General features: G+C 70.2%; 14 protein-coding genes. 6 read left to right on the forward strand and 8 right to left on the reverse strand.

Translation table 11 applies throughout. The annotated features are described in order from the left end of the window. The first annotated feature begins 125 nt into the window (after positions 1-125). The 5 genes from ACM6LR_RS11855 to ACM6LR_RS11875 all read left to right on the forward strand — a co-directional run bounded on the left by ACM6LR_RS11855 (position 126) and on the right by ACM6LR_RS11875 (position 5,922). Positions 126-3,110, forward strand: a complete 2,985-nt coding sequence (locus ACM6LR_RS11855; protein WP_414938640.1) for a family 16 glycoside hydrolase — start codon at positions 126-128, stop codon at positions 3,108-3,110. A 475-nt stretch (positions 3,111-3,585) separates the two neighbouring features. After that, a complete protein-coding gene (locus tag ACM6LR_RS11860) occupies positions 3,586-4,302 on the forward strand; it encodes a transglycosylase SLT domain-containing protein (RefSeq protein ID WP_414943743.1) in 717 nt (238 codons plus the stop codon). A 17-nt stretch (positions 4,303-4,319) separates the two neighbouring features. After that, positions 4,320-5,357, forward strand: a complete 1,038-nt coding sequence (locus ACM6LR_RS11865; protein WP_414938638.1) for a CHAP domain-containing protein — start codon at positions 4,320-4,322, stop codon at positions 5,355-5,357. Then, positions 5,354-5,620, forward strand: a complete 267-nt coding sequence (locus ACM6LR_RS11870) for a YbaB/EbfC family DNA-binding protein (RefSeq protein WP_414938637.1) — start codon at positions 5,354-5,356, stop codon at positions 5,618-5,620. Before ACM6LR_RS11865 ends, ACM6LR_RS11870 begins: the two co-directional genes overlap by 4 nt. Further along, positions 5,617-5,922 (forward strand): hypothetical protein, encoded by a 306-nt coding sequence (locus ACM6LR_RS11875; protein WP_414938636.1) that lies wholly within the window; start codon positions 5,617-5,619, stop codon positions 5,920-5,922. Before ACM6LR_RS11870 ends, ACM6LR_RS11875 begins: the two co-directional genes overlap by 4 nt. Here ACM6LR_RS11875 and ACM6LR_RS11880 read toward each other — a convergent pair. Beyond that, a complete protein-coding gene (locus tag ACM6LR_RS11880) occupies positions 5,917-6,687 on the reverse strand; it encodes an ESX secretion-associated protein EspG (RefSeq protein ID WP_414938634.1) in 771 nt (256 codons plus the stop codon). The genes ACM6LR_RS11875 and ACM6LR_RS11880 overlap by 6 nt on opposite strands. A 97-nt stretch (positions 6,688-6,784) precedes the next feature. Between ACM6LR_RS11880 and ACM6LR_RS11885 the strand changes: the two genes are divergently transcribed. Then, positions 6,785-7,594, forward strand: a complete 810-nt coding sequence (locus tag ACM6LR_RS11885; protein ID WP_414938633.1) for a helix-turn-helix transcriptional regulator — start codon at positions 6,785-6,787, stop codon at positions 7,592-7,594. Here the strand turns inward: ACM6LR_RS11885 and ACM6LR_RS11890 are convergent. The 7 genes from ACM6LR_RS11890 to ACM6LR_RS11920 all read right to left on the reverse strand — a co-directional run bounded on the left by ACM6LR_RS11890 (position 7,569) and on the right by ACM6LR_RS11920 (position 14,349). Further along, positions 7,569-8,114, reverse strand: coding sequence for a hypothetical protein (locus tag ACM6LR_RS11890; protein ID WP_414938632.1), 546 nt, complete (start codon positions 8,112-8,114; stop codon positions 7,569-7,571). The two genes, ACM6LR_RS11885 and ACM6LR_RS11890, sit on opposite strands and share 26 nt — an antisense overlap. Continuing rightward, entirely contained in the window at positions 8,111-8,839 is a 729-nt protein-coding gene (locus tag ACM6LR_RS11895; RefSeq protein WP_414938631.1) for a hypothetical protein, read from the reverse strand. The genes ACM6LR_RS11890 and ACM6LR_RS11895 overlap by 4 nt, the downstream gene beginning before the upstream one ends. After that, on the reverse strand, positions 8,839-9,138 hold the full coding sequence (locus tag ACM6LR_RS11900) for a hypothetical protein (protein ID WP_414938630.1): 300 nt from the start codon (positions 9,136-9,138) through the stop codon (positions 8,839-8,841). The genes ACM6LR_RS11895 and ACM6LR_RS11900 overlap by 1 nt, the downstream gene beginning before the upstream one ends. Further along, the gene (locus tag ACM6LR_RS11905) at positions 9,135-10,307 is read right to left on the reverse strand and encodes a PPE domain-containing protein (protein WP_414943744.1); all 1,173 of its coding nucleotides are present in this window, start codon (positions 10,305-10,307) and stop codon (positions 9,135-9,137) included. The genes ACM6LR_RS11900 and ACM6LR_RS11905 overlap by 4 nt, the downstream gene beginning before the upstream one ends. Further along, positions 10,297-10,776, reverse strand: coding sequence for a hypothetical protein (locus ACM6LR_RS11910; RefSeq protein ID WP_414938628.1), 480 nt, complete (start codon positions 10,774-10,776; stop codon positions 10,297-10,299). Before ACM6LR_RS11910 ends, ACM6LR_RS11905 begins: the two co-directional genes overlap by 11 nt. A gap of 119 nt (positions 10,777-10,895) precedes the next feature. Beyond that, the gene (locus ACM6LR_RS11915) at positions 10,896-11,663 is read right to left on the reverse strand and encodes an EI24 domain-containing protein (RefSeq protein ID WP_414938627.1); all 768 of its coding nucleotides are present in this window, start codon (positions 11,661-11,663) and stop codon (positions 10,896-10,898) included. A 25-nt stretch (positions 11,664-11,688) separates the two neighbouring features. Continuing rightward, positions 11,689-14,349 carry an AAA family ATPase gene (locus tag ACM6LR_RS11920; RefSeq protein ID WP_414938626.1) on the reverse strand — a complete coding sequence of 887 codons (2,661 nt, stop codon included), beginning with the start codon at positions 14,347-14,349 and terminating at the stop codon, positions 11,689-11,691. Between the last annotated feature and the right edge of the window lie 50 nt (positions 14,350-14,399).

The raw sequence follows: 14,399 nt of genomic DNA on the forward strand, positions 1-14,399 counted from the left end.
ATGGCGCGACCATTAGGCCTAACTTTCGCCCGGACTGTACATACTTTCGTTGACTCCTGACGAAAGTACTTCTAGGTTCAGCGGACGTCACAGAGGTGCTCCGCCGCCGACCTCGAGGAGCAACGATGCTTCCGTCTGTCCGCAAGCGCTTCAACCGGCCCATCTTCGCCTCATTGGCGCTGGTCACGGCTCTGTCCGGGCTGGTATCGGCCCCGGCCGAAGCGGCCATCCCGCCACAGCAACCAGGCGTCACCCTTCGCACGTACGACCTCCAGCGCGAGATCACCAAGCTCTGCGCGATCAAGTCCGGGCAGACGCCCAACGTCGACAAGCTGATGCCGGCGATCAACTGGACCAGCACGGCCGACTTCGGGCTCAACGAACGGTTCGTCTCCGAAGTGATCGGCAACCTCGACATCACCACCGCCGGTCAATACGAATTCCGGCTCACCAGCGACGACGGCTCCCGGCTCCGCATAGACGGCCAGGCGGTGATCAACCACGACGGCCTGCACTCGGGGACACCGGCGACCGGTTCGATCCAGTTGAGCACGGGATATCACGCACTGCGCATCGACCACTTCGACAACGCCGCCGATCAGCAGGTCACTCTCGAATGGCGGCCGCCGGGCGCGGCCGATTTCGCGCTCGTGCCGAATTCCGTGCTCAGCACCGACGCTGACGTCGTCCGGGTGACCGCGCCGGGGCGTAAGGAGTGCGAGGGCGCCACGGATTCGCCCGGTGACGGCCTGCCGCTGAACAGCGTCCACCCCGGCTTCGCGCTGACGAACCTGCGCCCGAACGGTTTCCAGCCGCAGGTCACCGGGATGGACTGGCTGCCCGACGGTCGGCTCGCCATCGCCACCTGGGGCGGTTCCGAGAAGGTGCTCGGCGAGGTCCACCTGCTGAGCAACGTCAGCGGGAACACCGACCCGACCAAGGTCCAGACCAAGCGAGTCGCCAGTGGGTTGAAGGAGCCGATGGGCGTCAAGTACGTCGACGGCAAGCTCTACGTGTCGGAGAAGACGCGGCTCGTCGAACTGAACGACACCAACGGCGACGGCGTGACCGACGACTATCGCACGGTCGCCACCTGGCCGTACGGCGGCAACTTCCACGAGTTCGCGTTCGGCCTGCTCTACAAGGACGGTTTCTTCTACGCCAACCTTTCCGTGTCCATCAATTACGGCGGCGCCACGACCGACCCGCAGCCCGCGCCGAACCGCGGCACCACGATCAAGATCAACAAGGCCACCGGTCAGGTGTCCTACCTCGCCGGCGGGCTGCGCACACCACACGGCATCGGGTGGGGGCCGGAAGGCGACGTCTTCGTCACCGACAATCAGGGCGGCTGGCTCCCGGCGAACAAGCTCGTGCGGGTCAAGCAGGACCGCTTCTTCAACCACTACACCAATCCCCCGGGACCGTTCGACGCGAAACCGGTGACCGCGCCCGTATTGTGGTTGCCGCACAACGAGATCGCGAACTCACCGAGCAACATGGTCATGCTGTCGCAGGGTCCCTTCGCCGGGCAGATGGTGTACGGCGACGTGACCTACGGCGGTCTTCAGCGTGCGTTCCTGGAGAAGGTCAACGGCGAGTACCAGGGCGCCGTTTTCCGTCTCACGCAAGGACTCGAATCGGGTGTCAGCCGGATCAGCCTCGGGCCGGACGGCGCGATCTACACCGGCGGGATCGACGGCGGCGGCAACTGGGGGCAGCCCGGCAAGCTCGCCTACGGTCTCCAGAAGGTGACGCCGAACGGCAAGAGCGCCTTCGACATCCTCGCGATGCGCGCCGTCGCGGGCGGGTTCGAACTCGAGTACACCCAGCCGCTTTCGGCAGAAACCGCACAGAACCTGGCGGCGAAATACCAGGCACAGCAGTGGCGCTACCAGCCCACCGCTGCCTACGGCGGGCCGAAGGCCGACGAGCAGACGCTGTCCGTCACCTCCGCGAGCCTGTCCCCCGACCGCAAGAAGGTCACGCTGCAGGTAGCGGGCCTGAAGGCGGGGCACGTGGTGCACGTACGGTCCCCGCGTCCGTTCGCCTCGGAGTCCGGTACGGCGCTGTGGAGCACGGAGGCGTGGTACACGCTGAACTCACTGGTCGGCGGCCCGCCGGCTAGCACGACGTACGAGGCGGAGCGGGCCGCGCTGAGCGGCGGCGCCGCGACCAACACCAACCACTCGGGCTACGCGGGCACCGGCTTCGTCGACGGCTACTGGAACCAAGGCGCCTCGACGACGTTCACCGTGAACGCGCCTTCCGCCGGGGCCTACAACGCGGCCTTGCGCTACTCGAACGGCCCGGATCCGGCGCCAGGGACGAAATCCGTGAGCGTCTACGTCAACGGCACCAAGGTCAGACAAGTCCGGCTCGCGAGCACCGGCAACTGGGACACGTGGAACTCCCAACCCGAAACGCTCACCCTCAAGGCCGGGGCGAACACGATCTCCTACCGCTACGACAGCGGCGACGCGGGCAACGTCAACCTCGACAGCCTCACCGTCACCGCGGCCCAACGGATCCAGTTGTTCAACGGCACCGACCTGAACGCCTGGGAGAAACGGGCGGGTGGCGCCGCGACCTGGCCGGTGGCGGGCGGCGCGATGGAGTCGAACGGCGGGGACGTCCGCACGAAGCAGCAGTTCGGCGACTTCCGGATGCACGTCGAGTGGAACGAGCCGAACTACCCGCCGGAAGTGACCGGGCAGGCCAGGGGCAACAGCGGCGTCTACCTCCAGGAACGCTACGAACTGCAGGTGCTCGAATCGTCCGGCGACACCACCCTCGCCAACAACGAGGCGGGCTCGATCTACTCGAAGCGGGCACCCGACCGGAACATGGCGACCGCTCCCGGTACCTGGCAGACCTACGACGTCACCTTCCGCGCCGCGCGGTTCGACGGCGCCGGGAACAAGACCGACAACGCCAGGGTGACGGTGATCTGGAACGGCGTCGTGGTCCACAACGACGTGGCCATCGACGGCGGCACGGGCGACAACATCCCGGAGAGCGCGAGCCCGGGCGCGATCCGCCTCCAGGACCACGGTGACCCGGGTGAGAATCCGAAGTTCCGCAACATCTGGATCGAGCCCATCGGTTAGGACGTGTCTCGCGATCCGGTTGCTGAGTCCGTGAAGGCCTCCTACCCTACTTTGAGGGTCAGGGTCCCGGCAAAGTCGCGGAGCTGTCGTTCAGTGCCGCTCTTGGCGATCCGGGCCTGGTCGCTGTCGGGTGGCCGGTGTCGCGAAAGCCACTTTCGGGACACCTGATGTCGCGAAAGTGGCTTTCGCGACACCGGGGACACTAAACGTCCCCGATCTTCCGTTGATCAAGGTCAACTCGGTCGAGTGGGGAGGACGACACCGTTTCAGTGGGCGGGCAAATACAGGTCCGCCAGAACCTGAATCGCCACACACGCCCCGCTTGACCACATCTCGACCTCGCCGGAACCCTGACCTTGAGCATAGAGAAGGAGGCCTTCACGGCACCGGCCGGTAGCTGACCGACTGTGCAACGCACGTGTCCACGCGTGCAACGCCGGTTCCCCAGGCGGGTACGAACGGTCAAGCTCGTCTCATGACCAAGCTGACCCCGGAGCAGATCGCCCGGCACGCCCACGACGCCGGTTTCCGGGGTGACGGGCTGACCACGGCGGTGGCGGTCGCGCTCGCCGAGTCCGGCGGGAACACCCGCGCCCACAACGCTACCCCGCCCGACGACTCCTACGGGCTCTGGCAGATCAACATGCTGGGCGGCATGGGGCCGGAACGGCGCAGGCAGTTCGGCCTGGACTCGAACGCCGAACTGTTCGACGCCACCACCAACGCCAAGGCCGCCAACAAGATCTCCGGCGACGGCAGATCATGGACGCCGTGGTCGACTTACACGAACGGTGCCTACCGGCGTCATCTGCCCGCCGCGCGCAAGGCGGCCGAGGCCGTGCGGAAGCATTCCGGCGGACGTCCGACCGGCGCCGGGCTGGGGCGGATCGGGGTCGACAGGCAGACCCTCGACGGTTTCGTGCGGCGCACCCGGCGAGTCGGCGACACGCTCACCTCGGCTTCGGCCGACCAGGTCAAGGACGTCCGGTCGATCGCCGACGACAGCTTCGGCAAGATCGGCAAGGAGTCCGGGTTCGCCGACGCGCTCGGCGACTTCGGCGCCGCCCTGCAGGGCCAGGTCAAGGCGGTCGGCACTTCCGCCGACCGGCTCGCGGACGCCGCCGCCAAGGCCGGGAAAGCCTACCACGACCGTGATTCCTCGGCCGCCGCGCGCCTGGACCGGCCCGCCTGACAGCGTTGGAGACTTCGATGGACACCCTCGCCACCGCCCGGCATTTCGCCGCGGACATCCTGGCACACCGCAACAAGCTCGCGGGCAAGGCCGAGGACGCCGCCCGCGTCCAGTTCGCCCTGCATCAGGTCTCGAAGACCCTGCACGACCAGCACGACCTGCACAAGAAGGAGACCGACGTCGTCCTGAGCCATTGGGACGGCAAGGCGTCGGAGGAATTCGAGCGCACCACCATGCGGTTGCGTAAGGACATCCGCACCACCGCCGAGGCGAGCACCGACGCCGAACGGGTCGTCGCCCGCGTCATGTCCGCTGTGGATGGTGGGCACACCGCTGTCCAGCGGCTCGCCGACGAGTACATCGGCAAGGCCAAGAAGCTCCTCGACGACGCCGCCGGAGTGGGCTCGCGGGCCGCGATGGTCACCGCGATCGCCGCGGCCGCCGATCTGGCGCCGCGCTACACGAGACAGTCCGCCGCGACGCTGCGGAAAGTGAACGGCGAACTCGGCGACGCCGCGAAACGGCTGCGGGCACTGCGCAAGGAACTCCGGCACGACGGTGTCGCCGACCGTGCGGTCGCGGACCACTCGTCCGGCCACGGGAAACCCGGCCGCACCCAGCCCGCCAAAGCGTCCACCCGCGGGCAGAAGGTCGTTTCCGCGGCACGCAAGGAGCTCGGCACGCGGGAGAACCCGCCTGGCAGCAATCGGAATCCGTACGGCCCGACGGCACCGTGGTGCGCCTCGTTCACCACCGCGATGTGGCGCAAGGCCGGGGTGAACATCCCGATCCTGCCCTTCACCGGCGACGTCTACCGCTGGGGACAGCAGCACGACAAGGCGTACGGAAAGAACTCGTTGAAGCAGGCCAAACCGGGTGACGTGTTGTTGTTCGGGACCGGGCCGCAGAGCCCGTCGACGAGCACCCACATCGGCATCGTGGAGAAGGTGGAAGGCGACAAGGTGACGATGATCGAGGGCAATTCGGGTGATTCCGTGCGCCGCAACACGCACACGTTGTCCAGTGCCACGTTCTACGGCGGGGTGCGCCCGTGATCACCGGAAGCGCGCGGGACCGCGTGATCACGCTCGAGGTCGAACCGGGCGGGGCGCTGCGGGATCTGCGGATCGAGGAGGGCGCGCTGCGGCTCGGCCCTGAGGAACTCTCGAGGCGGATCCTCGGTCTCGTCGAGCGGGCGACCGCTCAGGCGAGCCGACGACTCGAACTGGACGACGCGGACTCCCTGGGACTCGGCACGAGCGCGGAACTGGCCGAAGCGGTCGAAGAGACGACTCCGGAAACCTGGAGGGTGCAGTGATCGACGAACGCAGTGTCGAGCAGCTGCTCGAAGACGCCGAAACCCCGGACACCGACTATCGCGGGCAACTGGCCGCTGTCACCGGCGAGGCCAGTAGCGACGGTGTCACCGTGACGGTCGACCTGTACGGGAAACCAGTCGGGCTGCGGTTCGACCGGCTCGCGCTCGCCTCGCGCGCGAGCGACCTGTCCGCACTGGTGCTCCGGCTCGCCGCGACGGCCACCGTCATGGCGCTCGACGCCGGAGAGTCCGTTGTGGACGGTCTCTCCGACGATTTCGCTCTGCCTGCCTGGCGTTCATGAGCTGTCTTCGATCATCGACGTCAGGCGCCCGGCGAGCCAGTCCGCGTCGGCCGGGGTGACCATCACCCACGGTTCCCCGCCGACGTTTTCGTGGGTGACGGCGTAGCGACCGGCCTCGGTGTCGAACCAGCTCAGCACCGGGCTCCGGCCGCGGTCGCCGTTCACCGCGAGCTGCCCGGCCCCGTACCGCGCCGAAGTCGCCATCGTCGCCAACGGCCGCACACTCCGGCCGGTGATCCCGGCTTCGGCCAGTGCGCGCTCGAAACCGTCGTAACCCGCTCTCGCGAAGCCGTCCATGGCCGCCGAGAAAGCGGCTCGCGGCAGGCGGATCTGCTCCCCCGGCCCTGGCACGCCATCGCCGAGCATCCGGCCGACGGTGACGATCAGGTCCTTCGCGCGCAACGGTTCGAGGACCAGGTCCTTTTCGTCGAGCACCGCCAGCACGCCATGGGCGCCCCGGACGGCCGCGAGCATCCGCCACGGTTGTTCGCCGAGCACGATCGCGTCCACCGACAGCGCGGGTGAGCCCAAAAGGACGAACAGGTCCTCGAACGCCGGGTCGACGTCCTCACCGTTGGTGAACCCCGCCTCGGCCAGCCCGGCGAAGACTTGTTCGCCCAGTTCGTCCCGTTCACCCCTGGTCTCGCCGTGCGAGGTCACTTCGAGCGGATAAGGCAGCTCACCGTTTCCGAGATCCGCCCACAGCAGGTCGAATTCCAGATGTGACAGGACGATGCCCGCCGAACTCGCCGAACGCCGCGCCATGGCCTTCCCTCCCCTGCTGCCGCCACCCCGGCGGGCACGATACCGATCGAACGGTGAAGATGAACGCGAAATCCCGACGAATCCGCGAACGGTGCCCATGACCGAACCCGAAGTCGCGACCGGACAGCTGATCGTCCGTGCCTCCGGCGCCGCGGCCGCGCGCGCGGCCATCCTCGGCGACCGGAAGACCGGCCCGGACGGCATCCAGCTCCTGCTGCGCTGCACCGTCCCGCGCGCAATCGCCGAGGAGGGCGCGAAGCTCGGGTTCGCGGGCTGTGTCCTGCACGTTCTGCCGGTCGGCGGGCACGACGGCGAGGCACCCGGCAGGCGCGGCGTCGTCATGCTGACCCTGCCGTCGGCGGAGCTCTCGTTGTCCTTCACCGAATTGCGTCCGCTGATGTTCCGCCCCGTCGACGTCGACGCGCCGCTGCGGGCGTTGTTCTCCAGCGCGATCGCCCACGTCCTCGCGGTCGGCCCGTCGCTCGATCCACACGGCCTCGCGCACCACCTGCGCGGACTCGCGGAACTGGTGCTGCGCAGCGTGCTGCGGGCCGAACTCGACCGCGCCGACGCGCTCGCGACCCGCCGACGCGAGGCCATCCGGTACATGCGCGGTCAGCTCGCCGATCCCTCGCTGAGCGCGGATCGGGTGGCCGAGGCGCTGTACATCTCGCGGCGTCGGCTCTACCAGCTGTTCGACGACGGGCAGGGCATCTCCGAACGGATCAAGGGGCTGCGGGTCGAGCGGGCGAAGACCCTGCTGGCGGATCCGGCGAAGGCCGCGCGCGGGATCGCCGAGATCGCCAAGGACTGCGGCTTCGCCAGCGCGGCTCATTTCTCCCGCACGTTCCGGAAGGCCGTCGGGGAAACGCCCCGCGAGTTCAGGGAACGCGCGCTGGCTCACTGAGGTCCACCCCCGCGACGAGCGTGCCCGCGAGCGCGGCGACGTCCAGCCAGCCGCGGCCGCCGGGCGAGTGCAGGGTGAACACCGCGACGCGTGGGCGTTCCTGGTCGAGCACGACGGCCTGCAGCTGTGCGCCCGGCCCGTCCACGGCGATCCGCTCGACGATCACCACCGGATAGCCGAGCGCCGTCGTCGCCGTGCTGACCTCGCGGATCCCCGACGTGGTGTCGGCCGCGAACCAGCTCAGCTCCGCCGCGGCCTCGACGCTCAGCGACCGCTCGACCGGGATCGACCCGGCGAGCAGCAACGCCGGGTCGGCGTCACGATGCTCGGCGACCGCCAGCAGGCCCGCGCGGTGCTCGTGGGCGCGTTCGGCGGCTTGGATGGCCGCGGCCTCAAGCCCGAGGTCGCGTTCGGCGTCCGGGCCGCGGAGCCGGATGAGCAGGGCGTGCAGTTCGGCCGTCGTGCGTTCGACCGACGCCAGGGAGACCGGGGTGATTCCCGGGACCGCGGTGAGTTTCACCGGCCACCCAGGGAAACGGCCGCCGCGAAAGCGCCGACCGCGCCGGAAGGCGGCGTGACGGCCGGACCGGGGGCGCGGGCCAGCGAAGCCGCGAGTTCCTTGCCCAGCGAGGAGAACAGTTCCATGCCGCTGGTGACTTCGGCGAAGAGCGCGGTGCCGTCGGGTGCCTCGCCCAGTGCCGTGCCGGGCTCGCCGAGCGCCCTCAGCCGGTCTTCGACCCGCGACGCTTCGGCCCGGTGGCCCGCTTCGAGCGCATGGGCTTGCTCCAGGACACGGTCGAGTTCGCGCCGCACCTCCTCGTGGCGCGCTTTCGCCGCCGTGAGATCGGCTTGTGCCGCGGCCGCGCCGGCGGCGAACTGGACGGCCGTTTCGGCGATCTCGACGGTGTCCGTCGCCTCGGTGAGTGCCCGCCGCAGCGTCACGGCCCGCCGGTCGAGCTGCTCGGCTCGCCGTACTCCGGCCACGACAGTGCCCGCCCAGGCGGTGAGGATCTCCGCCGTGGCACGCAGGACGGCCGGCGCGGGTTCGAGTGCCGTCCTCGCCGCGGCGGCGCGGGCGGCGACGGTGCCGGCGGCGTCACCCTCCCATTCGCTCGGCATTTCGATCCGGATGGCGGTCGCCGCGTCGAGTTTCGCGGCCGCGTCCGAACATCGGCGGGCGGCGGCCGCGACGGCGTCCGCGTCCCCTGGGACCGGGTCGAAACCGAGACCTCTGAACTCGGGCATCAGGAGCCCCCGCCCGCACGGCGCAGTGTCCAGACGGCGTCGTCGTCGGTGTTCTCATAGGACTTCGCCCCGGTGAGGATCCCGGCCGCGGCACCGGCGATCTCGGCGTGCGCCGCGGCGAGGGAATCCGACCAAGGACGGATCAGCCCGTCGAGCGCGGTCGCGATCCCTGGCGGCCCCAGATCACCCGCAGCGACTCCGTCGGTCAGCCGTGCGGCGTCGCCCAGGTCCGCCGCGACGCCCTCGAACTGCCGCGCGAGCGCCCGCAGCCGTTCCGGCTCGGCGCGGTAGCCGCTCATTCGCCGAACACCGGCGGATAGGCGGGCGGAAGATCGTCGAGGAGGTCGTATCCACTGCCGTAACGGTCGCGGTGTTCCTTCTCCTCTTCCCGCTGGGCGCCGGTCATCGGCGGGTACAGGCCGAAACCCGCTCCCCCGGCACCGCCTCGGGCGCCTTGGCCGAATCCCCCCGCGGCCGGAGCGGCGGCGCCACCGAGACCACCCACGAAACCCGCGCCGGTGCCCCGGCCGGCCCTGGCGGCGTCCTCGACGGAGATCGCGCCACCTGGCAGGGAGGAGCCGGGTGGCAGGGAGGAGCCGGGTCCGCCCACCCCGGTCGTACCCCCGGCCGGGAGATCCACGACTCCGGCCGAGGCGGCGTAGGTGGCGCTGTCCTCGGGGTTCACGACGTCCGGCGGGGACGACGTGTCCGGCGACGGAACCGGGACCGGTCGCGGCGGAACAGGCGTTGGCCGGGGCGGCACGGGTACCACAGGCTGAGCGACGGGTGGCTGTGGCGCCTGGATTTCGGCCGCTTTCGGCGGGGCTTCGAACATCGGCGGCAACCGGTGCCGGACGCCTTGGCTGGCCTCTTCGTACTGGTCCATCACCCGGACGGCTTCGGCCTTGGCCCGGTCCGCCTCCCGTTTGGTCGGGAGCTTGTCGTCGAGGAGGTCGTCCATCATGTACGCGCCGTTGGGCCCGTCGAGCGCCTTCACCGCGTAGCCCTCCCGGAACCAGCGCTCGGCGTTGTAGTGCACAGGCTCCGGCATCTTCCGGCGCGCCTCGGTGATCGCCGAGGTGTACGCGTCGAGACCGTCGCCGACGTGCCGGGAGGTCTGCGCGGCTTCGCTGGCCCAGGTGGTGAGACGGTGCGCGGACTCGGCGGCCTGCGCCGAAGACGGGCCGTGCCAGGACAGCAGCAGCTTCTGCACGATCGTGCGGACCTCGGCGGTCGCCGTGTCGACACCCTTGGCCAGCTCGCCCCAGCGATGCGCCTGCTCCCCCAGTTTCGGCGGCTCGGCGGATTTGATCATGTCCCACAACTGGCGGTGCTCGTAACAGTCCCAGTTGATCTTCCCGAGCGCGCCTTCCTTCAGGTTGGCCTCGCGGCGGCGGACCACCTTCCGCCGCTTGGCCCGCGCCCGGGCGCTCAGCGGATGCTTGTCGGTGTAGTACTCACCGCTCATCGGTCCCCCTCGCCACGGCGTCGACGGCGGACGCGTTCGCTTCGTCGGTGCGGACGTGCCGCTCGGCGACCAGGCCGATCGCGGCACGGAACGCGGCGAGCTCGGCCAGATAGGACTCGAGCGCGACCTGCACGCCGCCTTCCTCCGCCCCGCCCCGGCGGGCGAACGAGCGGCGCATCGGCACGGACACGGGACCTTTGCCGTCGGCCAGCGGGGTCCCCAGCTCGCGGGCGTCCGCCAGGTGCGCCTCCAGCACCCGTTGGCGCTCGTCCAGCGCCTTCAGCGCGTCCGCGATCTCCGCGTGGTCCAGTTCGATGCGGTCCGTGCCGTCGGCGACGATGGCCGCGGCTCCCTCCCCCGTCGGCTTCTCGACCTCACCGGCCTTGCCGACGGGCCCGGACGGCCGCCGCTGCTCACGCAGCTCTTCGCGAATCCGCTCGGCCTCCGCCTTGCCGTGCACCTTGACCATGTCGCGCGCTCCCTCTCGTCACCGACGCGGACATCCTCGCCGTTCCGGCGCGCCAAGACCAGTGCCGGATACACACCGGGACACGAACCCTGCACAGCCGATCAACCGGGGAGATCGCCTCAGGCCACCGGCAGTGTCCGATCGACCGCATCGCCCGTGAGGACTTCGCGGGCGACGAGCACACCACCGACGAAGCCCACCGGCATCACGATGAGCACGGCGAAGGGGATCAGGGACAGCAGCGACACGGGAAGCCCCAGCCCGAGGGCGAGCGCCCGGCGCTTGCGCAGCAGCGAACGCCGCTCCTTCAAGCCCATCCCGCGCCGGTAGAACGGCACGGCGATCATTTCCAGCGCCAGGAACCACGCCGTGACCAGTGCCAGCAGGACCGGCACGACGGTCTGCCCCACCACGGGGATGAAGCCCGCGATCAAGAGCGGGATCGTGAACATCAGCGAGCGCAGCACCAGCGACAGCCCGTCCTTCAGGCCCATCACCAGCAACCGCGACCACGACAACTCCACCGCGCCGGGAACCCCGCCGAAGTCGTCTTCGACCTTCTCCGCGATGTGCTCGTAGAACGGCCCGCCCACGGCGAGGGTGATCGCGGTGAACCCGATCATGCAGACGGCCAGCACCGCCCCGAACACCGCGACGCCGACCGCCACCCGGATCGTCGTCCGCCATCCCGACGACCAATCATCCGCGAAGGGCGTGAGCACCAGCGAAAGATCGTCGATCCAGAACGCCAGCGCGACGACTCCGCCGAGCAGCAGCAGCGTGGTCAGCACCGCGGGCAGCGCCCCGAGCAGCAGCAGTCTCGGTGACCGCAGCAGGATGCCCAGGCCTTGCCCGAACATCCGGAAACCCTTGAAGAAATCCCGCATCGGACATTTCTACCAGGGACCGTGATCACGACCGCCCGTTGCCGATGATCTCCGGATCCGGCAGGTCCCGCAGCCGGCGACGTGAGGTGATGCCGAGCTTGCGGAAGATGTTGCGCAGATGGGCGTCCACCGTGCGCGGGCTGAGGAAGAGACGTGCGGCCACCTCTTTCGACGTCGCGCCGGTGGCGACCAGCCGGGCGATGTGCACTTCCTGCAGGGTGAGTTCGTCGTGGCCGGTGACGGAACGGCCGCGGGCCACCTCGCCGGTGGCTCGCAGTTCGGCGGCGGCACGCCGGGCGAAGGCCTCCATACCCATCCCGGACAGCAGTTCGTGCGCCGTGCGGAGGTGTTCGCGGGCGTCCCGTCGTCTGCCCTCGCGGCGCAGCCATTCCCCGTAGAGCAGGTGAGCCCTGGCGCGATACGGCGTCGTCGAGCCGGCGGCGAGGCGTTCGACGGCTTCCCGGTAGTCGGCTTCGGCGCCGGTGACCAGCGCTCGCGCGTACGCGGTGACGCCGAGCGCCCACGGAGTACCGCTGGGAGCGGTGCGTGCGGTCAAGGATTCCAGTGCCGCCGACGCCGAATCGTGTTCGCCGCAGCGGATCGCGGCCTCGATCAGTTCTGGCAAGGCGACTCCGGCGAGGAACAGGTCGCCGGGCTCGGTCGCCTGCCGCGCGGCCGCCAGCGCGGCCGGATACTCGGCGAGGCCGTTGTACAGGACCGCCGACGCCCAGTGGACGTTGGCGATTAGCTGACCGGTGCCCTGTGCGGCCGCGGAGTCGAACAAGGCGAGGCCTTCCCCGCGGCGACCGCGCATCGCGGTCAGGTGCAGTCGCGGATACCGCAGCGCCGGGACGCCGAGCGCGTCCGCGATGGCCTCCTCTTCGGCGATGGCGGACATCGCCTTGCCGAGGTCACCGGTGAGCGCGGCGGCGACCGCCACTTGGGCGAGGCCGAGCCGGAGGGTGTGCGGCGACCCGGTTTCCCGTCCGGCCTCCATCAGCCTGTCGACGATCCCCGCGTGGGTTTCGACGTCCCAGAGTTCGGCCGCGATCATCGTGGCGAGCGCGGGTCGCCGTGTCCACATCGGACGGTCAGCGAGAATCCGCCGCAGCACCGGGACGGCCGTCTCGTGTCCTTCGGTGGCCAGCAGGATCAGCGCGTCGAGGATGTCGGGCGGGGACGACGCGGGCGGCGCCGAACGGGCCTCGTCCACCACGATGTCCAGCACTCCGCTCGCCCGTCCGACGACGAGGCTCACTTCCAGCGCGTCGAGGAAACACTCGCGGGACCACTCCGGATCCAGATCGGCGAGGCGCCGCGCCGCGCGGAGCATGAAGTCCGCCCCGTTGCCGTCGGTGTGCCGGGCGAACGCGATCCGCCCGCGCAGCAGGTCGACCTTCGCCAGGGTGAGTTCGTCGTGCGTGCCGGTCTCCACGGTGGTGAGCAACTCGGCCGCCGCGTCGGCGGCTCCGGCGTCGAGTTTCGCGCCGACCGCGCCAAGGGTGTGCCCGGTGCGCAGGCCGGCGTCCAGCGACAGCGCCGCCGCCCGTTCCAGGAACGCGGCGGCCGCCGCGACACCACCGCGTGCTTGGGCACGGGAGGCGGAACGGGCCAGTGCCGCGGCGAGGTCGTCGTCCGGACCGGTGGCAGCCTGCGCGAGGTGCCACACCCGCCGGTCCGGATCGACGGCGGGATCGGTCACGCTCGCCAGTGCTCGATGGGCGCGCCTGCGGTCCTCGGCCGAGGCGGCGAGGTAGACGGCCGAGCGCGCGAGGGGATGACAGAACCGCACCCGGGTCGAGAAGTCGACCAGCCCGGACGCCTCCGCCAAGGTTGCGCTCGCCGCCACGCCGTCACCCAGTTCCCGGGCGGCGGGCCACAGCAGGCCGGGGTCACCGGTCGGGTCGGCGCTCGCGAGGGTGATCAGCAGCCGGGTGTCGGCGGGCAGCCCGGCCGTCCTGGCTGCGAAGCCGCGCTCGATCCGGTTCGGCAGCGAAGACGTGTCCGGCAGCGCGAACCCACCCGACTTGGGCAGTTCGAGCAGCGCCAGCGGGTTGCCGCGCGCCTCGGCGATGACGCGGTCGCGCACCCGCGGGTCGAGGGTGGAAACGCCGTCGGCCAGCAACGTCCGCGCGTCGGTGTCCCGCAGTCCTTCGACCGTCAGCCCCGGCAGCCCGTCGGGCCCGCCGCCTCGGGTCGCGAAGATCATCGCGATCGGCTCGGCGGTGATCCGCCGGGCGAGAAAGGTCAGCGCCTTCGACGAAGCGTCGTCCAGCCAGTGGGCGTCGTCGATCACGCACAACACCGGGCTTCTCCTCGTCGCGGACGACAGCAGGTCCAGGGCCGCGAGACCGATCCGGAACAGGTCCGGCGTTCCGGCCGCGAGGCCGAAGGCGACCTCGATGGCCTCGCGGTGCCGGACGGACAGTTCGCCGAGATGCCCGAGCACCGGCACGCACAGCTGGTGCAGCGCGGCGAACGGGAGTTCGGTCTCGAACTCCGCCCCGGACGCCTCGATCACCCAGAAGTCCGACGCGCTCCGCCGCCCATGGTCCAGCAGCGCGCTTTTGCCGATTCCCGGGTCGCCGCGGAGCACCAGCGCGCCTCCGTCGCCCTTCCTGGCGGCGGCGATCACCTCGTCAAGGGCGCTGATCTCGGTGGTCCGGCCCACCAGCGGCGTCGGCATACCGCGAACATAGGCGATTTTCGCCGACGCGAAGCGGGGGGTGCCGCTGC

The sequence above is a fragment of the Amycolatopsis sp. cmx-11-32 genome (assembly GCF_047608695.1).
In the GTDB taxonomy this organism is placed as follows: domain Bacteria; phylum Actinomycetota; class Actinomycetes; order Mycobacteriales; family Pseudonocardiaceae; genus Amycolatopsis.

Bases quoted from the DNA above. Each gene is read 5' to 3' on its own strand.
- ACM6LR_RS11855 (WP_414938640.1), top strand. From the start codon at position 126: ATGCTTCCGTCTGTCCGCAAGCGCTTCAACCGGCCCATCTTCGCCTCA.
- ACM6LR_RS11860 (WP_414943743.1), top strand. From the start codon at position 3,586: ATGACCAAGCTGACCCCGGAGCAGATCGCCCGGCACGCCCACGACGCC.
- ACM6LR_RS11865 (WP_414938638.1), top strand. From the start codon at position 4,320: ATGGACACCCTCGCCACCGCCCGGCATTTCGCCGCGGACATCCTGGCA.
- ACM6LR_RS11880 (WP_414938634.1), bottom strand. From the start codon at position 6,687: ATGGCGCGGCGTTCGGCGAGTTCGGCGGGCATCGTCCTGTCACATCTG.
- ACM6LR_RS11885 (WP_414938633.1), top strand. From the start codon at position 6,785: ATGACCGAACCCGAAGTCGCGACCGGACAGCTGATCGTCCGTGCCTCC.
- ACM6LR_RS11895 (WP_414938631.1), bottom strand. From the start codon at position 8,839: ATGCCCGAGTTCAGAGGTCTCGGTTTCGACCCGGTCCCAGGGGACGCG.
- ACM6LR_RS11900 (WP_414938630.1), bottom strand. From the start codon at position 9,138: ATGAGCGGCTACCGCGCCGAGCCGGAACGGCTGCGGGCGCTCGCGCGG.
- ACM6LR_RS11905 (WP_414943744.1), bottom strand. From the start codon at position 10,307: ATGAGCGGTGAGTACTACACCGACAAGCATCCGCTGAGCGCCCGGGCG.
- ACM6LR_RS11910 (WP_414938628.1), bottom strand. From the start codon at position 10,776: ATGGTCAAGGTGCACGGCAAGGCGGAGGCCGAGCGGATTCGCGAAGAG.
- ACM6LR_RS11915 (WP_414938627.1), bottom strand. From the start codon at position 11,663: ATGCGGGATTTCTTCAAGGGTTTCCGGATGTTCGGGCAAGGCCTGGGC.
- ACM6LR_RS11920 (WP_414938626.1), bottom strand. From the start codon at position 14,349: ATGCCGACGCCGCTGGTGGGCCGGACCACCGAGATCAGCGCCCTTGAC.